This window comes from Mucilaginibacter sp. SG538B, from assembly GCF_013376065.1.
Lineage (GTDB): Bacteria > Bacteroidota > Bacteroidia > Sphingobacteriales > Sphingobacteriaceae > Mucilaginibacter > Mucilaginibacter rubeus.
Genome location: NZ_JABMJI010000002.1, coordinates 975,982 through 993,812, shown reverse-complemented (window position 1 = coordinate 993,812; position 17,831 = coordinate 975,982). Strand labels below are relative to the sequence as shown.

Here is a 17,831-nt window from a genome sequence, read left to right as displayed (position 1 = left end):
CCTCTGAGAATACAGACTTACGAAGTTTCAAAAACTTCGTAAGTCTCCGCTTTGTGAGAAAGCCCCAACAAAAAAGGGCTCATCTGTTCAGATAAGCCCTTGGATATTATAAAGCTGATTTACTTAATTACAGCTTGCGTTTTACTTCCACATTTTCGTACGCTTCAACAATATCGCCTACTTCAATGTTGTTAAAGTTGTTGATGTTCAAACCGCACTCGTAACCTGCGCTTACTTCTTTCACGTCATCTTTAAAGCGTTTCAGTGAAGCCAGTTCGCCTGTGTAGATCACCACGCCATCGCGGATGATGCGGATCTTGCTGTTACGGTTAATTTTACCATCCAATACCATACAACCTGCAATAGTACCCACTTTGCTGATCTTGAAGGTTTCGCGGATCTCAACGTTAGCCACGATTTTTTCTTCAAAGGTTGGTGCAAGCATGCCTTCCATCGCCGCTTTGATTTCGTTGATCGCGTCGTAGATGATAGAGTACAGCCTGATATCAATCTGCTCTGCTTCGGCCAGTTTACGGGCACCGCCTGAAGGGCGTACCTGGAAACCGATGATGATCGCGTCAGATGCCGATGCCAGCAATACGTCTGATTCGGAGATCTGACCTACTGCTTTCGAGATGATGTTCACCTGGATCTGCTCGGTAGACAATTTCAGCAATGAATCTGACAGGGCCTCGATAGAACCATCCACGTCACCTTTAACAATGATGTTAAGCTCCTTGAAGTTACCCACTGCTAAACGACGGCCGATCTCATCAAGAGTGATGTGTTTCTGGGTACGTAAGCCTTGTTCACGTTGCAATTGCAGGCGTTTGTTGGCAATTTCACGTGCCTCAACTTCACTTTCAAGCGCATTGAACTTATCGCCCGCGGTTGGTGCACCCTGCATACCCAACACCTGTACAGGTGTTGACGGTCCTGCCGAATCTACACGCTGGCCACGCTCGTTGGTTAACGCTTTAACACGACCGCTGTAGCAGCCTGCCAGTATCGGATCACCTACTTTTAAGCGGCCTGCCTGTACCAGGATGGTGGTAACAATACCACGGCCTTTATCTAAAGCTGCTTCAATAACAGTACCTACGGCGCGTTTGTTAGGGTTAGCTTTCAGTTCAAGCAATTCGGCCTCAAGCAATACTTTCTCAAGCAGCAGGTCGACATTCAAGCCTGTTTTGGCCGAAATTTCCTGCGACTGGTATTTACCGCCCCACTCTTCAACCAAAATATTCATGGCCGATAACTGTTCCCTTACCTTATCGGCATTGGCACCCGGCTTATCAATTTTATTAAAGGCGAAGATGATTGGTGCACCTGCAGCCTGCGCGTGGTTTATGGCCTCGCGGGTTTGCGGCATCACGCTGTCATCGGCAGCTATCACTATAATTACAATATCCGTTACCTGTGCACCCCTTGCACGCATCGCGGTAAACGCTTCGTGACCCGGCGTATCCAGGAAGGTGATCTTTCCTTTGTTATCAGGCAATGTTACTTCGTAAGCACCAATGTGCTGGGTTATACCACCCGCTTCGCCGCCTATTACGTTGGTTTTACGTATAAAGTCGAGCAATGAGGTTTTACCATGGTCAACGTGGCCCATAATGGTTACGATTGGTGCACGTGTCACTAGGTCGGCCGGATCATCAGGCTGGTCAAGGTTGGCTTCCTCATCCTGCGGCTTCACAAATTCAACCTGGTAGCCAAACTCATCGGCCACAATTGAAAGTGTTTCGGCATCAAGCCTTTGGTTTATGGAAACAAACATGCCCAGGCTCATACAGGTAGATATAATCTGCGTTACAGATACATCCATCATGCTTGCCAGCTCATTTGCCGTTACGAACTCGGTAACCTTCAATACTTTTGATTGCAGTTCCTGTTCCATTGCCAGTTCTTCGGCACTTGCAGCAACGTCATCACGTTTTTGACGACGGAATTTAGCGCGCTGTGCGAACTTGCCCGACTTACCCGCACCGCTTAAGCGTGCAAGTGTAGCCTTGATCTGGTCTTGTATGTCTTTTTCTGAAGGTTCTTCCTTCGGTCCTGTATGTTGAGGCGGATTATTGCGGTTGTTCCTGAAATCCGGGCGGTTACCACCGCCATGACCTCCCTGGCCCTGACCTGGCCCGCTGTTTCCGGGTGCTCCATGTGTACGGTTCCTGAAATCCGGGCGGTTAGGATTAATGGTACCACCACCGCTGGGCTGTTGACCTTGTTGCGGGTGATTGCCACCACCGCCCTGCTGGCCATGCGGATGATTACCGCCGCCTTGCTGCGGGTTGCCCTGGTTATCTTTACGCTTACGTTTGCGTTTGTGATCGGCCGAGTTATTATTTGAATTTGATGATGAAGCTACCGGGTTGCGTTTTGGCGCGTTAACCGGCAACTGGATCTTACCAATAATGTTTGGCCCTGTTAAACGCTCGGCTTTAGCACGGATCACGTCTGGCTCCTGGCTGTCATCAGCTACTGGTGCAGCCGGAGTTTCGGGAGCAGCCGGAGGTGTTGCAACCGGTGCTTTTTCAGCAACAGGCGCTTTAGGCTCTTCAGCTTTAGGTGCTTCGGCAACCGGAGCTGCCGGTTTTGGCGTTTCAACCTTTGGTGGTTCGGGCACAACCGGGGCTACCGGCTGTGGCGCTTCAACTTTTGGCTCGGCAGGTGCCGGAGCCGGTGTTGGCGCAGGTGCCTGTGCAACTGGCTCGGGTTGTTTAACAACTACTTCCGCTGGTTTTTCCGCAGGCTTCTCCGCCTGTGGCTTAGCATTCAGGTTGTTAAGGTCAATTTTTCCAACCACCTTAACACCAGGTAATACGTCATTGCGCTCATCAGAACGTGCAGGGGCTTGCGCTGCCGGAGCAGGCTCGGCCGGTTTTGGTTTTTCAACCTGCGGCTGTGCAAAGTGCCCTGTATTCTTGATCAGTATCTCTTCGTTCTCAAAATCGCGCGAACGGCGGTTCTCAACCGGCTTTTCAGGAAACTGTGCAGCAGGCTCTTCTTTCCTTATCTTTCCGATACTGATCTGCTTAGCTTCCTCCTTAATACTTTTGTCAACAGCAAATTCCTTTAACAGGGCATTGTACATGTCATTATCCAGCTTGGCCATAGGATGCTTGTCAACCTTGTATCCTTTGGTAGCTAAATAATCGACAAGGGTACCCATGCCAATGTTCAGTTCTTTTACTGCTTTAATTAATTTTATGGATTTGTCTTCTGACATTTAATATTACTTTCTCTGCTTATTTAGTGCAAAAATACGATTTTAATTTGCTTATTCCGCTTATTCAAACTCCGCATTCAATATTGATAGCACTTCTTTTACTGTTTCTTCCTCTAAATCGGTACGTTTTACCAATTCACCAACGGTTAAGGCCAGTACTGATTTTGCCGTATCTAAACCAATACGTTTAAATTCATCAATGATCCAGCCTTCAATCTCGTCAGAAAATTCTTCAATGTCCACATCCTCGTCATGCTCATCAGCCTCACGGTAAACATCAATTTCGTAGCCTGTCAATTTTCCTGCCAGCTTAATGTTGTGCCCGCCACGACCGATAGCTAATGATACCTGGTCGGGTTTTAAATACACAGCAGCTGTTTTTTTCTCATCATCTAATTTAATAGAAGTGATTTTGGCAGGCGACAATGCACGTTGAATATATAGCTGAACGTTGTTGGTAAAGTTAATAACGTCGATATTTTCATTTTTTAACTCACGTACTATACCGTGGATCCGAGAACCTTTCATACCTACGCAGGCACCAACCGGATCGATACGGTCGTCATATGATTCAACGGCAACTTTAGCACGTTCGCCCGGTTCGCGTACAATCTTCTTGATGGTAATTAAGCCATCAAAAATTTCCGGCACTTCAAGCTCAAACAAGCGCTGTAAAAACTCAGGCGCTGTACGTGAAATGATGATCTTAGGGTTACTGTTCAGCATATCTACCTTTGATACAACAGCTTTAACGCTATCGCCCTTTTTAAAGTAGTCTGCCGGGATCTGCTCTGTTTTTGGCAGTAACAGCTCGTTGCCTTCATCATCAAGAACCAAAGTTTCTTTTTTCCAAACCTGGTAAACCTCGCCTGTAACAATTTCACCTACGCGGTCTTTATATTTTTTGAAGATCTCGTCTTTCTCTAATTCCAGAATTTTTGATACCAGCGTTTGGCGGGCGGCTAAAATAGCACGGCGGCCAAAGCTTTCTAAAGTGATCTGTTCAATATAGTCATCACCAACTTCAAGGTCGGCGTCATACAGGTGTGCTTCGGCAAGTTCTATCTCCAGGTCATCATCTTCGCTAAAGCCATCTTCCATAACTTTACGTGTACGCCAGATCTCTAAGTCACCGTTGTCGGTGTTCACAATTACGTCGCAATTTTCGTCCGTACCGTACTTTTTCCTGATCATGCTTCTGAAAACGTCTTCCAGTACGCTCATCATGGTAGGGCGGTCAATGTTCTTGAAATCTTTAAATTCCTGAAAAGAATCAATTAAATTAATATTGCTCATTTTTTACTTAAATGATATTAAAACCTTTGTTTCTGTTATTTGGTCCATTGGGATAACGCTTTCTATAACCTGCGCTTTTTTCCCTTTTTCTTTTACTTTTTCTTCAATGGTGATGGCATCCTCTGTAAGGCCGGTTAATGTGCCTTCGCGTTTAGCCCCATCTTTCATTTTAATGCCGAGGTTACGGCCAACATTTTTGGCGTATTGCCTTGGCGACGACAGCGGATAATCAATACCCGGCGATGAAACCTCCAGGTTATAAGCGGTTTCAATCACGTTTTCCTCTTCCAGATGGAAGCCGACATGCCTGCTTACCTGTACACATTCATCAATACCGATACCGTTATCGCCATCAAGCAGAATGATCAGCTTCCCGTTCGGGTGCATTTTAATATCCACTATAAACAGGTTCGGCTTGTCTGCTATCTTCTCTTCTACCAGTTCTTTTACCCTTTTTTCAATATTCATTACCCACCGGTGTTTTTGACAGAATAATTTTGATTGATAAAATAAAAGAGGGGACTAATTGCCCCCTCTTTTATTAACGGTTGCAAATATAATCAAAAATATTAAATTTTCAAGCATATAGGTAGTTTATTGCTTAAAAATCAAATCTGTATAGTGCAAGGTACCGGGTTTGCTGCGGCTTTTTATCAAATCGGTCAGCGTACCGCCGGCACTGAAATCATAGTAACGAAAAAAATACGTTTGCTGTGTGCTAAAGGCCGTATCGGGTGTAAAAACAACTACATTGTTATGAACGGCATAACGCCCCGGCTGTGCGGGCTGCAGGTTTCGCATAGAGGTATCGGCAGGCATGCGGTAAACAGCCATCAGCGTTTCCCAGGCTGTCGCCGATGAGTCACGGCTGATCTCGTTAATGATGGCCGGATCGAAACCGGTTATCTGCAATGCTTTTCCGTTATTAACTGTCTTAATGGTTACCGGCATTTTGGTTGATTTTTCGGCACAACTGAATAAAAACAACAGCAGGAGTAACAGAGGCAAAAGTTTTTTCATTTCACAAGATAGGTTTATTGTAATAAAAAGCAGATATTTCTGTTTACAACACAAAACCTGACACAATTGAAACTGAGATTTTTATTCCCGCTTTTCTCAATATTTTTTTGCTGTATTAAAACATACGCGGATGCACCTCGGGCAGACCTTAACCGTGTTAAAGAAAAAGCCAAACAAAGCCTGGCGTTTTGCCGGCAACGTGGCTACAACACCCGCTATTGTATTTTAATTGATATGGCCCTGCCATCGGGTGTTAAACGTTTTATGGTATGGGATTTCAGGAAAAACGATGTGCTGGTTTCCGGACTGGTGAGCCATGGCTGCGGCCGTAACCCCTGGAGTGGTGAATGGTCGAAAGACAAACCTGCGTTCAGTAACCTAGATGGCAGCCATTGTACTGCTCCCGGTAAGTATCAAATAGATGGGCGGGCCTACAGCGCCTGGGGAATCCACGTAAAGTATTACCTCACCGGATTGGAAGCAACCAATAATAACGCTTTAGCAAGGCAGATCGTTTTTCATTCATGGGAACAGGTAGCCGAAACTGAAGTTTACCCTAAAGGGACACCAGAAGGCTGGGGCTGTCCGGCTATATCAAATAATACCATGAAAATTGTAGATGCTTTGTTGAAGAAACAAAAGAAGCATGTGTTGATGTGGATATATCAATAACATAATTTGCGACCGAGGGACACGGTCGCGGGGTTAAATTACACTCCTCCTTTCACTGTCAATATAATTAAACTGGCTTTCTTCTAATTTTTCTTCTAAAGCGTCCAGCCCATTTTGCATTTTATAGTTCCGTTCTCGTAATGTTATAGGGATAAGCCAATAAAAAAATATTGTTTTATGGTTATTGCCAGGATCAAACAATTCAAGATCAGGTCCATCTAAATAAGGTAAAGAAATTAAACCGTAGCTGCACTCTGAATTTTCCTGCCATGGCCTTCCAAAATTAACCGTATGCCCTAAATTGAGATTTTGATTAACATTATGGAAATAAACTACACTTGTTAACAATTCTAAAATAGAACTATCCTGAATGGCGGAAAATAAATGTAGTTCGACAGGTTTTTCATGCGAAAATGTAGACATGCCACATGTTGCGTAAGTCCACATTTTCCTCTTGACAGTTGGTTTAAATTCTAAAATTGTAAGCGGATTATCAAGTTCATTGATAGGCCCCGTTGTCCATATCTTCTCTTCATAATTGCTTCCCCAATTTGATATATAATGCTCTTTTATCAGTTTGTTGTAAATGCTCATCTTGTAACCCCATTATACTTATAATGAATTTAGGTTATTTATTGTATTGTACTTGTTTTCAGACGAATGCAGAATAAGGCTACTTTACAATAGTTTTTACAAATCCGTACACAGATATTGTATCCGAGTATTTGCTTTCCCACAAATGCGACGCAGCGATCTGAAAAGAAAACTTACCCCTCAAAAGCTCACCCTTTACGTAGGTGTCTTTATCAAGAACAACGTTTTTATCTATCACTTTAAAAACAGGTTTTTTGTATGAGCTATCAGTAATTGAAAAAGGTTGATTGTATTTGGCTTCAAATACACCTGGGGATTTAACAAATTTCAATTCATAGCGGCCATCAGAAAAAGGAGTGTCCGTCAATTGAAAAACAAGAGCATTTTTATCGAGCGTCACTTCGCAATTTCTGAAATATTGCCTGACTTTACCTTCAATAACTGTCGTTTCTGATGTGTAATTACGTTTTGATGTATCTTTCGTTTGCCTGTTAATTACATAGCTGAAATGTTCTTCTTTAAAAAAAGGCTCATCATAAAGTTTGCTTGAATAGTTTCTCGCTGGATACAAAGTTGGTGTTTTTACCAATTTTGATGGTTTTTGTATTGGCTGTGAACAGGAAAAAAGAAACAGTGCGAGTAAAACGGATACCTTTTTCATAAATGATTGATTTTTAGCTTATAACTTGGCTTGACTTGCGGGCGTTTTGGTATATAGCCGGTAAAGCATGCGATTGCCGCATCGCGTCTCCCGCTTGTCCCCTTTTGCTGCTCCTCTTAATTACTCTACTTCTTCAACGTCACCTCAAATAATTTATAAATCCGTTTATACTCATCGGCCCAACTGCTGGGTTGTTCAAAGCCGTGGTCTTCTACAGGGTACGAGGCCAGCTCCCAGTTTTCTTTGTGCAACTCTATCAGTTTTTGAGTCAGGCGGATAATATCCTGGTAGTTTACATTCTGGTCTATCATGCCATGCAGCATCAGCAGGTTGCCTTTTAAGCCGTTGGCAAAATAAATAGGCGAACTTTTGCGATAGGCCTGTTCATCGGTAAAAGGTTCATTAAGGATGTTCGAAGTATATTCATGGTTATAATGCGCCCAGTCGGTAACGGAGCGTATGGCGCCGCCTGCCGCGAAAACATCCGGTTCAGTAAACATACCCATAAGTGTGATGAAACCACCGTATGAACCGCCGTACAAACCGACATGCTTCGGGTTAACACCATATTTTTCAACCAGCAATTTTACGCCGTCAACCTGGTCGGTGAGGTCTTTGCCTCCCATGTGGCGATAGATCCCTGTTCGGAAATCCCGGCCATAGCCCGCGCTTGCTGTGTAGTCAATGTCCAGCACAGTGTAGCCATTATCGGCAAGCATGTTATTGAACATGTACTCGCGGAAATAGTAACTCCACGAATAGGTAACGTTTTGCAGGTATCCCGCGCCATGTACAAAAACCACAGCCGGTTTTGCAGGATCTTGCTTTTTAGGCTGATACAGGCGAGCATAAACATCGGTACCGTAGCGGTTTTTAAAAGAGATGATCTCCGGGTCGCGCCATGGATACGACAAGTATTCGGCCGAAACGGAGTTGGTTATTTTTACCGCCTTTGCACCGGGTTTATTGGCCTGGATATATAGCTCCCAGGGCCTGTTTGAATAAGAATAGCGGATAGCCAGCCACTTTTCATCGGGCGAAAGTGTTACCTCGTTGCCGCCCTTCATGCCGGTAATTTTAACGGGGATGCCACCGCTAACCGGGATCCTGTAAAAATGGGTAATGCCCGGGTGATCGATATTGGCGGTAAAATAAAACGTCTTTTTATCCTGGCTTAGCTGCAAAGTCTGCACTTCCCATTTGCCGCTGGTGAGTTGTTTTTTGGCGCCGCTGGTTACATCAACCACATAAATATGCGAGTAACCGCTTGCTTCGCTCTGGTAATAAAAATGGTTATCATCAATAAAACCTGCATTTCCGGGATCATCAATGCCGGGGCCGCCAATCCAGGCCTCATCCCGCTGACGGTCAAGCAGGCTTAGTTTACCGCTTACCGGGTCTAAGCGCATGATCCAGCAGTCTTTATTATCCTGTGCTGAGATAATGACCACGGCATTGCTGCCGCTTTGATTCCATAAAACGCCATCGATATTTACCTGCCTGTCGGCGTTTTCCTTTTGACGGGCTTTTAATTCATCGGGATAATCTTTTAAATAGTCGGGCAGGTCTTTAATGCCGGGGATCTCTGATGTAATAACCGGGTAAACTGCTTCCCGGCGTTTATCGTAAATAAAAGTCTCTGATGTTGACGATGGCCGGCCTACCTTTGAACGGTTCGGAATATCCTCGGTGAAACCCGATGCGGTAACATAATTAGGTACAATCGCGTTTTGAACGCCATCGGCGCGTTTGGTAAGGCGATAGGTGATAAACCTGCCATCCGGACTGATCTGTACAGCGCTCAGTCTTTTATCGCCATAGGCAATCTCTTTCAGCTTGTCGGGCTTAAGCAATGCTGTTTCTGTTGAATCTTTTTTATCGTCTTTTGCTTCCTTTTTGATGATCTCAAACAACTCAAGCTGTTGTTTTTTGAGCCATTGTTCCTGCTCGCCGGGTTTATCCTTACTTTTTTTATCGCTTGCTGTCCGTACAAAATTGGTGAGCTGTACCAGGGTGCCGCCATTCAGGTTCAGGGCAAAGAGATTATTATCTTCTTTGTAAATGATCTTTGTTTCATCACCGCTGAAAACAGGGCTGTCTTCCTGCGCTACGGTATTTGTTAGCCGGGTGGTTTTGTTGGCTTTTACATCGTATAAAAATAAATCGCCGTTTTTACTGAATACCTTTTGGCTATGCTTTTTGTTCCATTCGCCGTAACCGGCTGCCAGATCGCGCTGCTCGGCAATGCTAACTTTTTGTACCTTGTTGTCGCCGGGGCTAACTGAATATAACCGGGTATTGCCCGAAGCGTCATCATCCCATTTAAAATAGATCTTTTTACTATCGTTAGCCCAGTTGATATTGGAGGGCGAAACCCCGATCCATTTAGGGTCGCGCATAATTTTTTCGATGCTAAGGGTATCCAGCTTTTGGGCAAAGGCGCCCGTTGCCGGGATCAGGAACAATAAGCCTAACAGTTTTTTCATATCTCAATAAAGCATGCAATTTAACAGTTTGGCTAATGATTGTTATTTTTAAGCATTTTATTGTTACAAAATGGAACTACAGGGCAACGGATTTTTATTGAGGGCGTGGCAACAGGGCGATGAAGCATCACTTCAAAAGCATGCGGATAACCCTAAAGTATCGGCTTTTTTGCGCGACAGGTTCCCGTACCCTTATACTATGGAGGATGCCCTGTTTTGGGTAAACCTGGCCCAAAATCAGCAACCTTTAACCAACTTTGCCATAGTAGTTAACGGTGAAGCCTGCGGCGGCATTGGTGTTGAACTTTTTACCGACGAAAGCCGCATAACCGCCGAAATAGGCTATTGGCTTGGTGAAGAACATTGGGGAAAGGGCTTAGCAACCGAGGCTGTAAAACTGGTAACCACTTATGCTTTTGAACATTTTTCGCTATTGCGTTTAGAAGCCGGTGTGTATAATAGAAACACGGCATCCATACGGGTGCTCGAAAAAGCAGGCTATATTCAGGAGGCCGTACTACGAAGGTCAGTTATTAAAAATGGCGAGGTGATGGATAAATATATGTATGCTATTTTTAAGGATGAACAACTAAATTCACAGGATGCCTAATTTGTATATCATAGCAGGTTGTAACGGTGCCGGTATACAGTTTTGCCCGAATTGCTTAACTGTAATGAGTTTGTAAATGCAGATAACATCGCGGCGGGACTATCTCCCTTCAATCCGGAAAGTGTTGTATTCGAAGCCGGCCGGATCATGCTGCAGCGGATTGAAGATTTGCTGAACCGGGGAGTTGACTTTGCCTTTGAAACAACGCTTTCAACCCGGAGTTATGTATCTTTGGTTAAAAGAGCCCGGCAAAAAGGATACGAAGTTACTTTATTGTTTTTTTGGTTAAGTTCTCCTGAAATGGCAAAGGAACGAGTAGCTAAACGAGTAAGTAAAGGAGGCCATAATATCCCTGCCGATGTAATAGAACGGAGATATTACCGGGGAATAAGAAATTTGGTATCTTTGTATATACCTCTTTGTGATAAATGGGTTGTAATAAATAATATAAATACGGGCTCCCTGGTGGTGGCAAGAGGTTTCGGGTCGTTAGAAGAAACAATAATAAAATCCGACGTTTGGAAAGTAATTTTAGATCAGGCAAATGACAACTAAAGCACAAAAAATGGGCATGGATGAGTTAGAGGCGAAGGTGCTTGAAGGCATGAAGCGGGCGAACCGTAAGCTGGTTGAAACTGCCGCTGCCAACAACGAGAGCCTTATCATTGGAGATAAAGACGGCAGTTTCAAAGCGGTGCCAGCAAAAGAGCTTTTAAAAACCCTTCCCGCCAAATAGCAATCACTTATAATTCCTTTCTCATTACATAATCGTTCATCCAGTATTTACCAATGGCTATATCCTCTTCATAGGCTATGGTAAACCCCATTTTTTCATAGAATGATTTGGCGTTGTTGTGCCTGTTGACGTTAAGTTCCAGCGTTTTCTTACCGGCATCTTTAGTTTTTTGGGCCACCTCGTTAATCAATACCTTTCCATAGCCTTTGCCCTGGGTTTGCGGCAGGCAGTATAGCTTGTGCAGCTTATAAACCTCCGGGTTTTCCTCGCGGGGCGAATAGGCTGCAAATGCCACCGGATTGCCTTCTTCCTCCAGTAACAGGTAAGTTTGCTGATTTTTCTGAATTTGTTCGCTGACCTTATCTGCCGAATAGATCCCGCTCAACATAAAGGCAATCTGTTCATGTTCAAGGATGGGGCTGTAGGTTACCCACCATGTTTTATCGGCTATATCACGGATGGTTTCCACATCATTTATAGTGGCTTTACGTATTGTATACATCTTCAAATTTAGTTTTGTGTTATTAAGAAAAGTCGTATGTCTTAACTTCTTTCTTCCCAGATCATGCACAGGTGCAAAATGGTTTCAACCGCTTTTTGCATATCCTGTACCGATACCCACTCGTGCCGGCTGTGAAAAGCATGTTCGCCGGCAAAAATGTTAGGGCAAGGCAAGCCCATGAACGAAAGCCGTGAACCATCGGTACCGCCGCGGATACTGCATAACTTAGCGGTTAAGCCCGTGCGGTTTATGGCCTCCATGGCATAATCAACAATTTGCGGATGCTGATCAAGCACACCTTTCATATTGCGGTATTGTTGGCTCACGGCAATATCAAACGTTGAGCCCGGAAATTTCTTCAATACATCAGCAGCAGTTTGGCGGATAACATCAACATGATCTGCGAGTTTACTTTCATCAAAATCCCGGATAATAAAATCGATAGAAGCGGTTTCCACATGCCCTTCCATACCTACCGGATGCACAAAGCCCTGCATTCCTTCAGTATGTTCCGGCGAAAGTTCATCAGGCAGGGCGGCAATAATTTGTCCGGCAATTTTAATGGCGCTTTCCATTTTGCCTTTTGCAAATCCCGGATGTGAGCTTACACCATTTATGGTAAGCCTTGCGCCATCGGCCGAAAAAGTTTCATTCTCCATATTACCCGCGCTTTCTCCATCCATAGTATAAGCGGCAAAGGCACCCAATTTGGCAATATCCACATGGTCAACACCATGGCCAACTTCTTCGTCGGGCGTAAACAGGATCCGGATATCGCCATGTTTTATTTCGGGATGGCTGATGAGCTGGTAGCAGGCATCCATTATTTCGGCCACACCGGCTTTATTATCGGCGCCGAGCAGCGTGGTACCGCTGGCTGTAATAACATCGTTACCCAACTGGTTCTTCAGATCGGTATGCTCGGCCATGCGGATCACCTGGGTGTTATCATCGGGCAATATTAAATCCTGGCCCTGGTAATTTTTATGTACAATTGGTTTTACATCTTTTCCGCTGCAATCGGGCGCGGTATCCATATGCGAGCAAAAGCAAATTACGGGTACCCTTTTATCAGTATTTGACGGAATAGTAGCATAAACATAACCGTACTTATCCAAATGAGCGTCGGCTATACCCATAGCCAACAGTTCATCAACCAGTAGCCGGCCAAGATCTTTTTGCTTTTCTGTTGATGGAAATGAAACCGAAGAAGGGTCTGATTGCGTATCAATGGTAACGTAGCGCAAGAAGCGTTCGGCTACTGTGAACTTAATGAATGAGTTAAAATTCATATAAAGCTTTTATATTAGGGGAAATTTAGGCGGTGGTTAATGCCATCTCCAGTTGTAAATATTGATTAAAATTATACATTGAAAAAATATTTTCTACTTTTTGTTTTGGCTTTCGTCACGTTTATGGCTGAAGCCCAAAGTGGTTACAACTATTATGAATGGGGTTTTGGCGGAGGTGTCAATTACGCACGCGGTTATGATGACCTTAAAAAGCAGGTTTGGCACCCGGGCGGCACGCTTAACTTAACCTATAACTACAGCCCGTATGTACCGATAGCCCTCGATTTTCATTTTGGGACCATTGAAGGCGGAGGGCTTACTCCAGCCACGGATCAATTTGGCCGTAAATCAAAAAATAATTTCCTGGCACTTGCCCTTCGTGCTGATTTGCAGATGGGAGAAATAATTGATTACGATAACAGTAGTGTTTTAAACGTACTTAAAAACTTTTATATAGGATCGGGCATCGGTGCGATAAAAAACAAAATGGCTTTTGTGCAGCGTTCAAACCCGCCAGGATATGAAAATAATGGGCCGGTTGGCGAAACAAGAGGTTTCGAGGGGAAAGATAAAAGTACTAACCTGATGATACCGATAAGGTTTGGTTATGAATTTAAGATTTACGATGACTATGACCAGGTAGGTTACACCATAACATTGGGTATACAGCATAGCTATACTTTTGGCGAAGGGCTTGACGGATACAATGACAACCCTCAGATTTTCAAAAACAACGCGGCCGACCAGTTTGTTCAATATAGCATCGGTTTTAAATATAATTTTGGCAATACGGTATCCTATACCAAGTTGGTCAGAAACTTCAGACGATGAATATAGAAGAACTGCGTGATTATTGTTTGCAAAAACCGGGCGCGACCGAAGGTTTCCCTTTTGGTGAGGATACCCTGGTTTTTAAAATTGCCGAAAAGATCTTTCTGTTAACCGGTTTACAAACCGGCGACAGGTTCAATGTTAAATGCGATCCTGAATGGGCTGTTGAACTCCGCGAACGCCATCCCGAAGTGCAGCCCGGTTACCACATGAATAAAAAAATGTGGAACACCGTGCAAATGAACGGTTCCCTCAGCCGTAAACAACTCTGCGAAATGATTGACCACTCATACAATGAAGTGGTTAAAAGCCTGCCTAAGAAAGTGCAGGCGGAGATAGCTGTATTATAAAACGGTCCTCCCGTCATCCTGAACTTGTTTCAGGAACCCACACACAGGTCGCCTCTAAGCAAGTCTGAAACTTAGCGTATGGGGTGCTGAAACAAGTTCGGCATGACGATAAATTAAATCACCTCACCAGTAAAAATCACCTTACAGCCCCTTCCTTTGCCACACTTAAACTATATTTGAGCAACGTATTTACTTATGAAGATAGTTTTTGCCGCCCTGATTGCCTGTTTCGTTGCCTTATCTGCAAAAGCCCAGCTTACCCCGTTTGAACTAAGTAAGGATAAAAATTATACCGCCACCTATGCCCAGGTAATCGATTACTATCAAAAGCTTAACAAGCTGTATCCGCAGCAGATGAGGCTGATCAACTATGGCACTACTGATGTGGGTAAACCCTTAACACTTGTAGTGCTTTCAAAAGACAAGTTATTTGACCCGGCTGTTATCAAAAAACAAAACAAAAGGGTATTGCTCATCAACAACGGCATCCACCCCGGCGAACCGGAAGGCATTGATGCAAGCATGATGCTGGTGCGTGATCTGCTTAAAAATAATACCCTGCCAAAAGATGTGGTGATATGCCTGATTGCACTTTATAATATTGACGGCAATCTTAACCGTGGCCTGAGCCGTGTAAGTCAGAACGGTCCATCGGCTTACGGCTTTAGGGGTAATTATCGCAACCTCGACCTTAACCGCGATTTTATTAAGACCGATAGCCGCAATGCTTTGGCTTTTACACAGATCCTTACTACCTGGAAACCCGAAGTGTTTTTAGATAACCACACCAGCGATGGCGCCGACTATCAATATGTGATGACGCTAATCGAAACCCAGAAGGAAAAGCAAAACCCCATCCTGGCCGACTATACCACCAAAACACTTACACCGTACCTGTACAGCAAAATGAAAAAGAGCGGGTACGAAATGATCCCTTACGGCGCCGGTGAAGAGGGTTTACCGGATTCGGGAATTGTTAGCTTTCTGGAAACCCCGCGCTTTGCTACCGGCTTTACGGCCCAGCATAACATCATTAGCTATATTACCGAAACACATATGCTGAAGCCTTTTGATAAGCGCGTGTATGCCACTTACGATTTTATGCAGCACCTTATTGAAATTAACCAGCGCGATGCCAAACTGATAGGAGAGTTGAAACGCAAGGCCGATGAGCAGGTAACCAATCAAAAAACGTTTGCGTTAGGCTGGATGGTTGATAAAAGTAAGGTTGATACTATTACTTTTAAAGGTTATGAGGCAGGCTATAAAACCAGCGGCGTGAGCGGATTGCCGAGGCTATATTATGACCGGGATAAGCCCTACACCAAAACCATCAAATATTACAACACCTATAAAGTTACCGCCACTGCCGATAAGCCTGTTGCCTATGTAATTCCGCAGGCATGGGGTAAGGTGATTGACCTGTTTAAGCTGAATGGGGTGCAAATGAAACAACTGGTACATGACACCACGCTTAGCCTGCAAATGTATTACATAGCCGATCTGAAAACACCGGCCCGGCCATTTGAGGGCCATTACCTGCATACCGGCGTAAAACTTAACCCGGTGGATATGCCGGTTAAATTTTATACCGGCGATTATGTGGTATATACTAATCAGCCGATAAACCGTTATATCGTGGAAACGCTGGAACCGCAGGGTGTCGACTCGTTTTTTGCGTGGAACTTTTTTGATTCGGTGCTGGGCGAAAAAGAGTATTTTTCGGACTATGTTTTTGAAGATATAGCCGCCGATCTGCTGAAAAAGGATCCATCGATTAGACAAAAACTGGACGATGCCAAAGCGAAAGACCCACAGCTGGCCAATAATGCCGGTGCGCAATTGTTCTTTGTTTACCGTAATTCGCCTTACTTTGAAAAAACTTTTATGCGCTACCCGGTGGGCAGGCTTTTAACTAATACCAAACTCGACCTTAAATAAATGGAATATTTACAAACGGCCCCGGTGGCCTGTGCTATTTTCGCAATAACAATTATTACTTCGCTTTTAGCTTTTTCAAACAATAACCTTTATGGCCGTATGATGCTTCACCCTTACACCGTTTCGCGCGGTAAGGATATTCATACCATCATCACCAGCGGGCTTATTCACCGCGACTGGATGCATTTGTTTTTCAATATGCTGTCGTTTTACTTTTTTGCTTTTGGGCTTGAGCCGTTATTAGGCCACGTTCAATTTGCCATATTGTACACTGTAAGCTTAATTTTAAGCGACATGCCTACTGTGCTCAAACACAAAGATCATTACAGTTATTATAGTTTGGGTGCGTCGGGTGCGGTAAGCGCGGTTATTTTTAGTGCGATATTATATAATCCCCTGGCTCAAATGATGATATTGCCGATACCGATACCTATTCCGGCAGTAATATTTGGTGTATTATATCTTGTATATTGCCATTATGCCTCAAAGTATTCGCGCGATCAGATCAACCATGACGCACACTTTTACGGCGCACTGAGCGGCTTAATGATCACCATTATATTTCATCATGAAATTTTGCCCGATTTTTGGCAGCAGATCACAATGGCAATTTCAAATCTTGGCCATTAATAAAATCGCCGTCGGCATTAAATAAAAAGCTCATGGGCTTTTCGGGGTTCCTGATGATCTCTAACAGCAGGAACCCCCAATTTTTCCAAAAGTTTTCCAGTACCTGTCCGTAGGTTTTGTTCATCCAGTCATCAAACAGGGGTTTGCTGCTGGTGCCGCGCAGGGGCAGGGCTTCTAAGGATATGGTGTCACCAATATGGAAAATATCGTACTCGGGCAGCCGGTTAAATAAATAAGCCGAATAAAAGAAGCGGGCGTTCAACTCTTCAAACTGGATAGGATGCAGAGTGTGATCTGAAATTTTATCCAAAGCTTCTTTATGGTAGCGGGCGTTGGCGCCGTTATCCTGCAGGCAAAGGATCAGGCCAAAATCTTTTATCCTTAATGAGAATGTAAGCGTATTGATCTCATCGCGATAGCCAAAAACGTTTTCAGCATTATCAACCTTAAATAATACCAGGCTGTACGGCTTAAAACCATCAAACTCAACCGGCAGATTGAGGCTTTGCAGCATCATGTGCAGGTTATTGAACTTGTGGATAATGGATTGCGATATGTTAAATTCCTCGCCCTGCGAGTGCTGCAATTTAATGCCGGCCTGGATCTCATTAAAAATAATTCCGTACAGCAATTTGCCCGCCCACAGAAACAGTTTATCCTCATCAAGCGCCTTTACAGCCTCATAACCGGTATCAAAAGCAGCAGCAATTGTGTTTTCAAGCGGTTCAAGATAGCGTTCGTTAACTTCGGCTGTGCAGGGCAGTTTCAGGTCTTTATAAGTAGCCATGCTTTCGTCGAGCAACTTAAAAGGCTTATCTTCCAGTTCGTAACGGCTCATGAGCCATTGCGGAAATACCTGGATCTGTTCCTCGGGCGAATTAAGGTTTTGCCCCGTAAGGAAACATTTATTGTTGCTGAAATTGAAATTGGTGAACGGTGAATAAATTTGTGCCGGCATGGCCGCAAAGATAAGCACGA

Annotated in this window: 18 protein-coding genes; 8 read left to right on the top strand and 10 right to left on the bottom strand. The window is 44.2% G+C overall.

Translation table 11 applies throughout. From position 1 onward, the window contains the following. Window positions 1–127 precede the first annotated feature (127 nt). The 4 genes from infB to FHW88_RS13765 form a co-directional block, all read right to left on the bottom strand. A complete protein-coding gene (infB, locus tag FHW88_RS13780; protein WP_176626116.1) occupies window positions 128–3,232 on the bottom strand; it encodes a translation initiation factor IF-2 in 3,105 nt (1,034 codons plus the stop codon). 60 nt (window positions 3,233–3,292) lie between these two features. After that, window positions 3,293–4,528: a transcription termination factor NusA gene (gene nusA / locus FHW88_RS13775; RefSeq protein ID WP_090532515.1), complete on the bottom strand. Its 1,236-nt coding sequence runs from the start codon at window positions 4,526–4,528 to the stop codon at window positions 3,293–3,295. A gap of 3 nt (window positions 4,529–4,531) precedes the next feature. Continuing rightward, the gene (gene rimP / locus FHW88_RS13770; protein WP_176626114.1) at window positions 4,532–4,996 is read right to left on the bottom strand and encodes a ribosome assembly cofactor RimP; all 465 of its coding nucleotides are present in this window, start codon (window positions 4,994–4,996) and stop codon (window positions 4,532–4,534) included. A gap of 126 nt (window positions 4,997–5,122) precedes the next feature. Then, window positions 5,123–5,548, bottom strand: a complete 426-nt coding sequence (locus tag FHW88_RS13765; RefSeq protein ID WP_176626112.1) for a hypothetical protein — start codon at window positions 5,546–5,548, stop codon at window positions 5,123–5,125. Between the two features lie 66 nt (window positions 5,549–5,614). Here FHW88_RS13765 and FHW88_RS13760 point away from each other — a divergent pair, with 66 nt between their 5' ends. Further along, a complete protein-coding gene (locus FHW88_RS13760; protein WP_229701673.1) occupies window positions 5,615–6,220 on the top strand; it encodes a murein L,D-transpeptidase catalytic domain-containing protein in 606 nt (201 codons plus the stop codon). Window positions 6,221–6,253: 33 nt separating this feature from the next. Here the strand turns inward: FHW88_RS13760 and FHW88_RS13755 are convergent, their stop codons facing one another. The 3 genes from FHW88_RS13755 to FHW88_RS13745 all read right to left on the bottom strand — a co-directional run bounded on the left by FHW88_RS13755 (window position 6,254) and on the right by FHW88_RS13745 (window position 9,961). After that, window positions 6,254–6,814, bottom strand: coding sequence for a suppressor of fused domain protein (locus tag FHW88_RS13755; RefSeq protein WP_090532508.1), 561 nt, complete (start codon window positions 6,812–6,814; stop codon window positions 6,254–6,256). Between the two features lie 79 nt (window positions 6,815–6,893). Beyond that, window positions 6,894–7,475, bottom strand: a complete 582-nt coding sequence (locus tag FHW88_RS13750) for a hypothetical protein (protein ID WP_176626110.1) — start codon at window positions 7,473–7,475, stop codon at window positions 6,894–6,896. Between the two features lie 125 nt (window positions 7,476–7,600). Further along, window positions 7,601–9,961, bottom strand: a complete 2,361-nt coding sequence (locus tag FHW88_RS13745; RefSeq protein WP_176626108.1) for a prolyl oligopeptidase family serine peptidase — start codon at window positions 9,959–9,961, stop codon at window positions 7,601–7,603. Window positions 9,962–10,031: 70 nt separating this feature from the next. Between FHW88_RS13745 and FHW88_RS13740 the strand changes: the two genes are divergently transcribed. From FHW88_RS13740 to FHW88_RS13730, 3 genes are read left to right on the top strand one after another with little or no spacing between them, the layout of a single operon-like run. Then, window positions 10,032–10,571 carry a GNAT family N-acetyltransferase gene (locus tag FHW88_RS13740; protein ID WP_176626106.1) on the top strand — a complete coding sequence of 180 codons (540 nt, stop codon included), beginning with the start codon at window positions 10,032–10,034 and terminating at the stop codon, window positions 10,569–10,571. Window positions 10,572–10,613: 42 nt separating this feature from the next. Next, window positions 10,614–11,126 carry a zeta toxin family protein gene (locus FHW88_RS13735; RefSeq protein WP_255485330.1) on the top strand — a complete coding sequence of 171 codons (513 nt, stop codon included), beginning with the start codon at window positions 10,614–10,616 and terminating at the stop codon, window positions 11,124–11,126. Continuing rightward, window positions 11,116–11,307 carry a hypothetical protein gene (locus FHW88_RS13730; RefSeq protein ID WP_091169281.1) on the top strand — a complete coding sequence of 64 codons (192 nt, stop codon included), beginning with the start codon at window positions 11,116–11,118 and terminating at the stop codon, window positions 11,305–11,307. The genes FHW88_RS13735 and FHW88_RS13730 overlap by 11 nt, the downstream gene beginning before the upstream one ends. A gap of 7 nt (window positions 11,308–11,314) precedes the next feature. Here FHW88_RS13730 and FHW88_RS13725 read toward each other — a convergent pair whose 3' ends face one another. After that, window positions 11,315–11,809: a GNAT family N-acetyltransferase gene (locus FHW88_RS13725; protein WP_176626104.1), complete on the bottom strand. Its 495-nt coding sequence runs from the start codon at window positions 11,807–11,809 to the stop codon at window positions 11,315–11,317. 41 nt (window positions 11,810–11,850) lie between these two features. Beyond that, entirely contained in the window at window positions 11,851–13,101 is a 1,251-nt protein-coding gene (pepT, locus tag FHW88_RS13720) for a peptidase T (RefSeq protein ID WP_176626103.1), read from the bottom strand. A 78-nt stretch (window positions 13,102–13,179) separates the two neighbouring features. Between pepT and FHW88_RS13715 the strand changes: the two genes are divergently transcribed. From FHW88_RS13715 to FHW88_RS13700, 4 genes are all read left to right on the top strand, one after another. After that, window positions 13,180–13,932: a hypothetical protein gene (locus FHW88_RS13715; protein WP_176626101.1), complete on the top strand. Its 753-nt coding sequence runs from the start codon at window positions 13,180–13,182 to the stop codon at window positions 13,930–13,932. Further along, complete coding sequence (locus FHW88_RS13710; RefSeq protein ID WP_090532493.1) at window positions 13,929–14,282, top strand: MmcQ/YjbR family DNA-binding protein; 354 nt, start codon at window positions 13,929–13,931, stop codon at window positions 14,280–14,282. The genes FHW88_RS13715 and FHW88_RS13710 overlap by 4 nt, the downstream gene beginning before the upstream one ends. A gap of 195 nt (window positions 14,283–14,477) precedes the next feature. After that, window positions 14,478–16,223: a M14 family zinc carboxypeptidase gene (locus tag FHW88_RS13705; RefSeq protein WP_176626099.1), complete on the top strand. Its 1,746-nt coding sequence runs from the start codon at window positions 14,478–14,480 to the stop codon at window positions 16,221–16,223. Next, window positions 16,224–16,853: a rhomboid family intramembrane serine protease gene (locus FHW88_RS13700; RefSeq protein ID WP_176626097.1), complete on the top strand. Its 630-nt coding sequence runs from the start codon at window positions 16,224–16,226 to the stop codon at window positions 16,851–16,853. It abuts the gene before it with no gap. On the opposite strand, the gene FHW88_RS13695 is transcribed toward FHW88_RS13700, so the two are convergent. Further along, on the bottom strand, window positions 16,822–17,811 hold the full coding sequence (locus FHW88_RS13695; RefSeq protein ID WP_176626095.1) for a hypothetical protein: 990 nt from the start codon (window positions 17,809–17,811) through the stop codon (window positions 16,822–16,824). The genes FHW88_RS13700 and FHW88_RS13695 overlap by 32 nt on opposite strands. Window positions 17,812–17,831: the final 20 nt, after the last annotated feature.

Excerpts from the sequence above, each read along its gene's own strand:
- infB (WP_176626116.1), bottom strand. The coding sequence starts at position 3,232 with ATGTCAGAAGACAAATCCATAAAATTAATTAAAGCAGTAAAAGAACTG.
- nusA (WP_090532515.1), bottom strand. The coding sequence starts at position 4,528 with ATGAGCAATATTAATTTAATTGATTCTTTTCAGGAATTTAAAGATTTC.
- rimP (WP_176626114.1), bottom strand. The coding sequence starts at position 4,996 with ATGAATATTGAAAAAAGGGTAAAAGAACTGGTAGAAGAGAAGATAGCA.
- FHW88_RS13765 (WP_176626112.1), bottom strand. The coding sequence starts at position 5,548 with ATGAAAAAACTTTTGCCTCTGTTACTCCTGCTGTTGTTTTTATTCAGT.
- FHW88_RS13755 (WP_090532508.1), bottom strand. The coding sequence starts at position 6,814 with ATGAGCATTTACAACAAACTGATAAAAGAGCATTATATATCAAATTGG.
- FHW88_RS13750 (WP_176626110.1), bottom strand. The coding sequence starts at position 7,475 with ATGAAAAAGGTATCCGTTTTACTCGCACTGTTTCTTTTTTCCTGTTCA.
- FHW88_RS13745 (WP_176626108.1), bottom strand. The coding sequence starts at position 9,961 with ATGAAAAAACTGTTAGGCTTATTGTTCCTGATCCCGGCAACGGGCGCC.
- FHW88_RS13740 (WP_176626106.1), top strand. The coding sequence starts at position 10,032 with ATGGAACTACAGGGCAACGGATTTTTATTGAGGGCGTGGCAACAGGGC.
- FHW88_RS13730 (WP_091169281.1), top strand. The coding sequence starts at position 11,116 with ATGACAACTAAAGCACAAAAAATGGGCATGGATGAGTTAGAGGCGAAG.
- FHW88_RS13725 (WP_176626104.1), bottom strand. The coding sequence starts at position 11,809 with ATGTATACAATACGTAAAGCCACTATAAATGATGTGGAAACCATCCGT.
- pepT (WP_176626103.1), bottom strand. The coding sequence starts at position 13,101 with ATGAATTTTAACTCATTCATTAAGTTCACAGTAGCCGAACGCTTCTTG.
- FHW88_RS13710 (WP_090532493.1), top strand. The coding sequence starts at position 13,929 with ATGAATATAGAAGAACTGCGTGATTATTGTTTGCAAAAACCGGGCGCG.
- FHW88_RS13705 (WP_176626099.1), top strand. The coding sequence starts at position 14,478 with ATGAAGATAGTTTTTGCCGCCCTGATTGCCTGTTTCGTTGCCTTATCT.
- FHW88_RS13700 (WP_176626097.1), top strand. The coding sequence starts at position 16,224 with ATGGAATATTTACAAACGGCCCCGGTGGCCTGTGCTATTTTCGCAATA.
- FHW88_RS13695 (WP_176626095.1), bottom strand. The coding sequence starts at position 17,811 with ATGCCGGCACAAATTTATTCACCGTTCACCAATTTCAATTTCAGCAAC.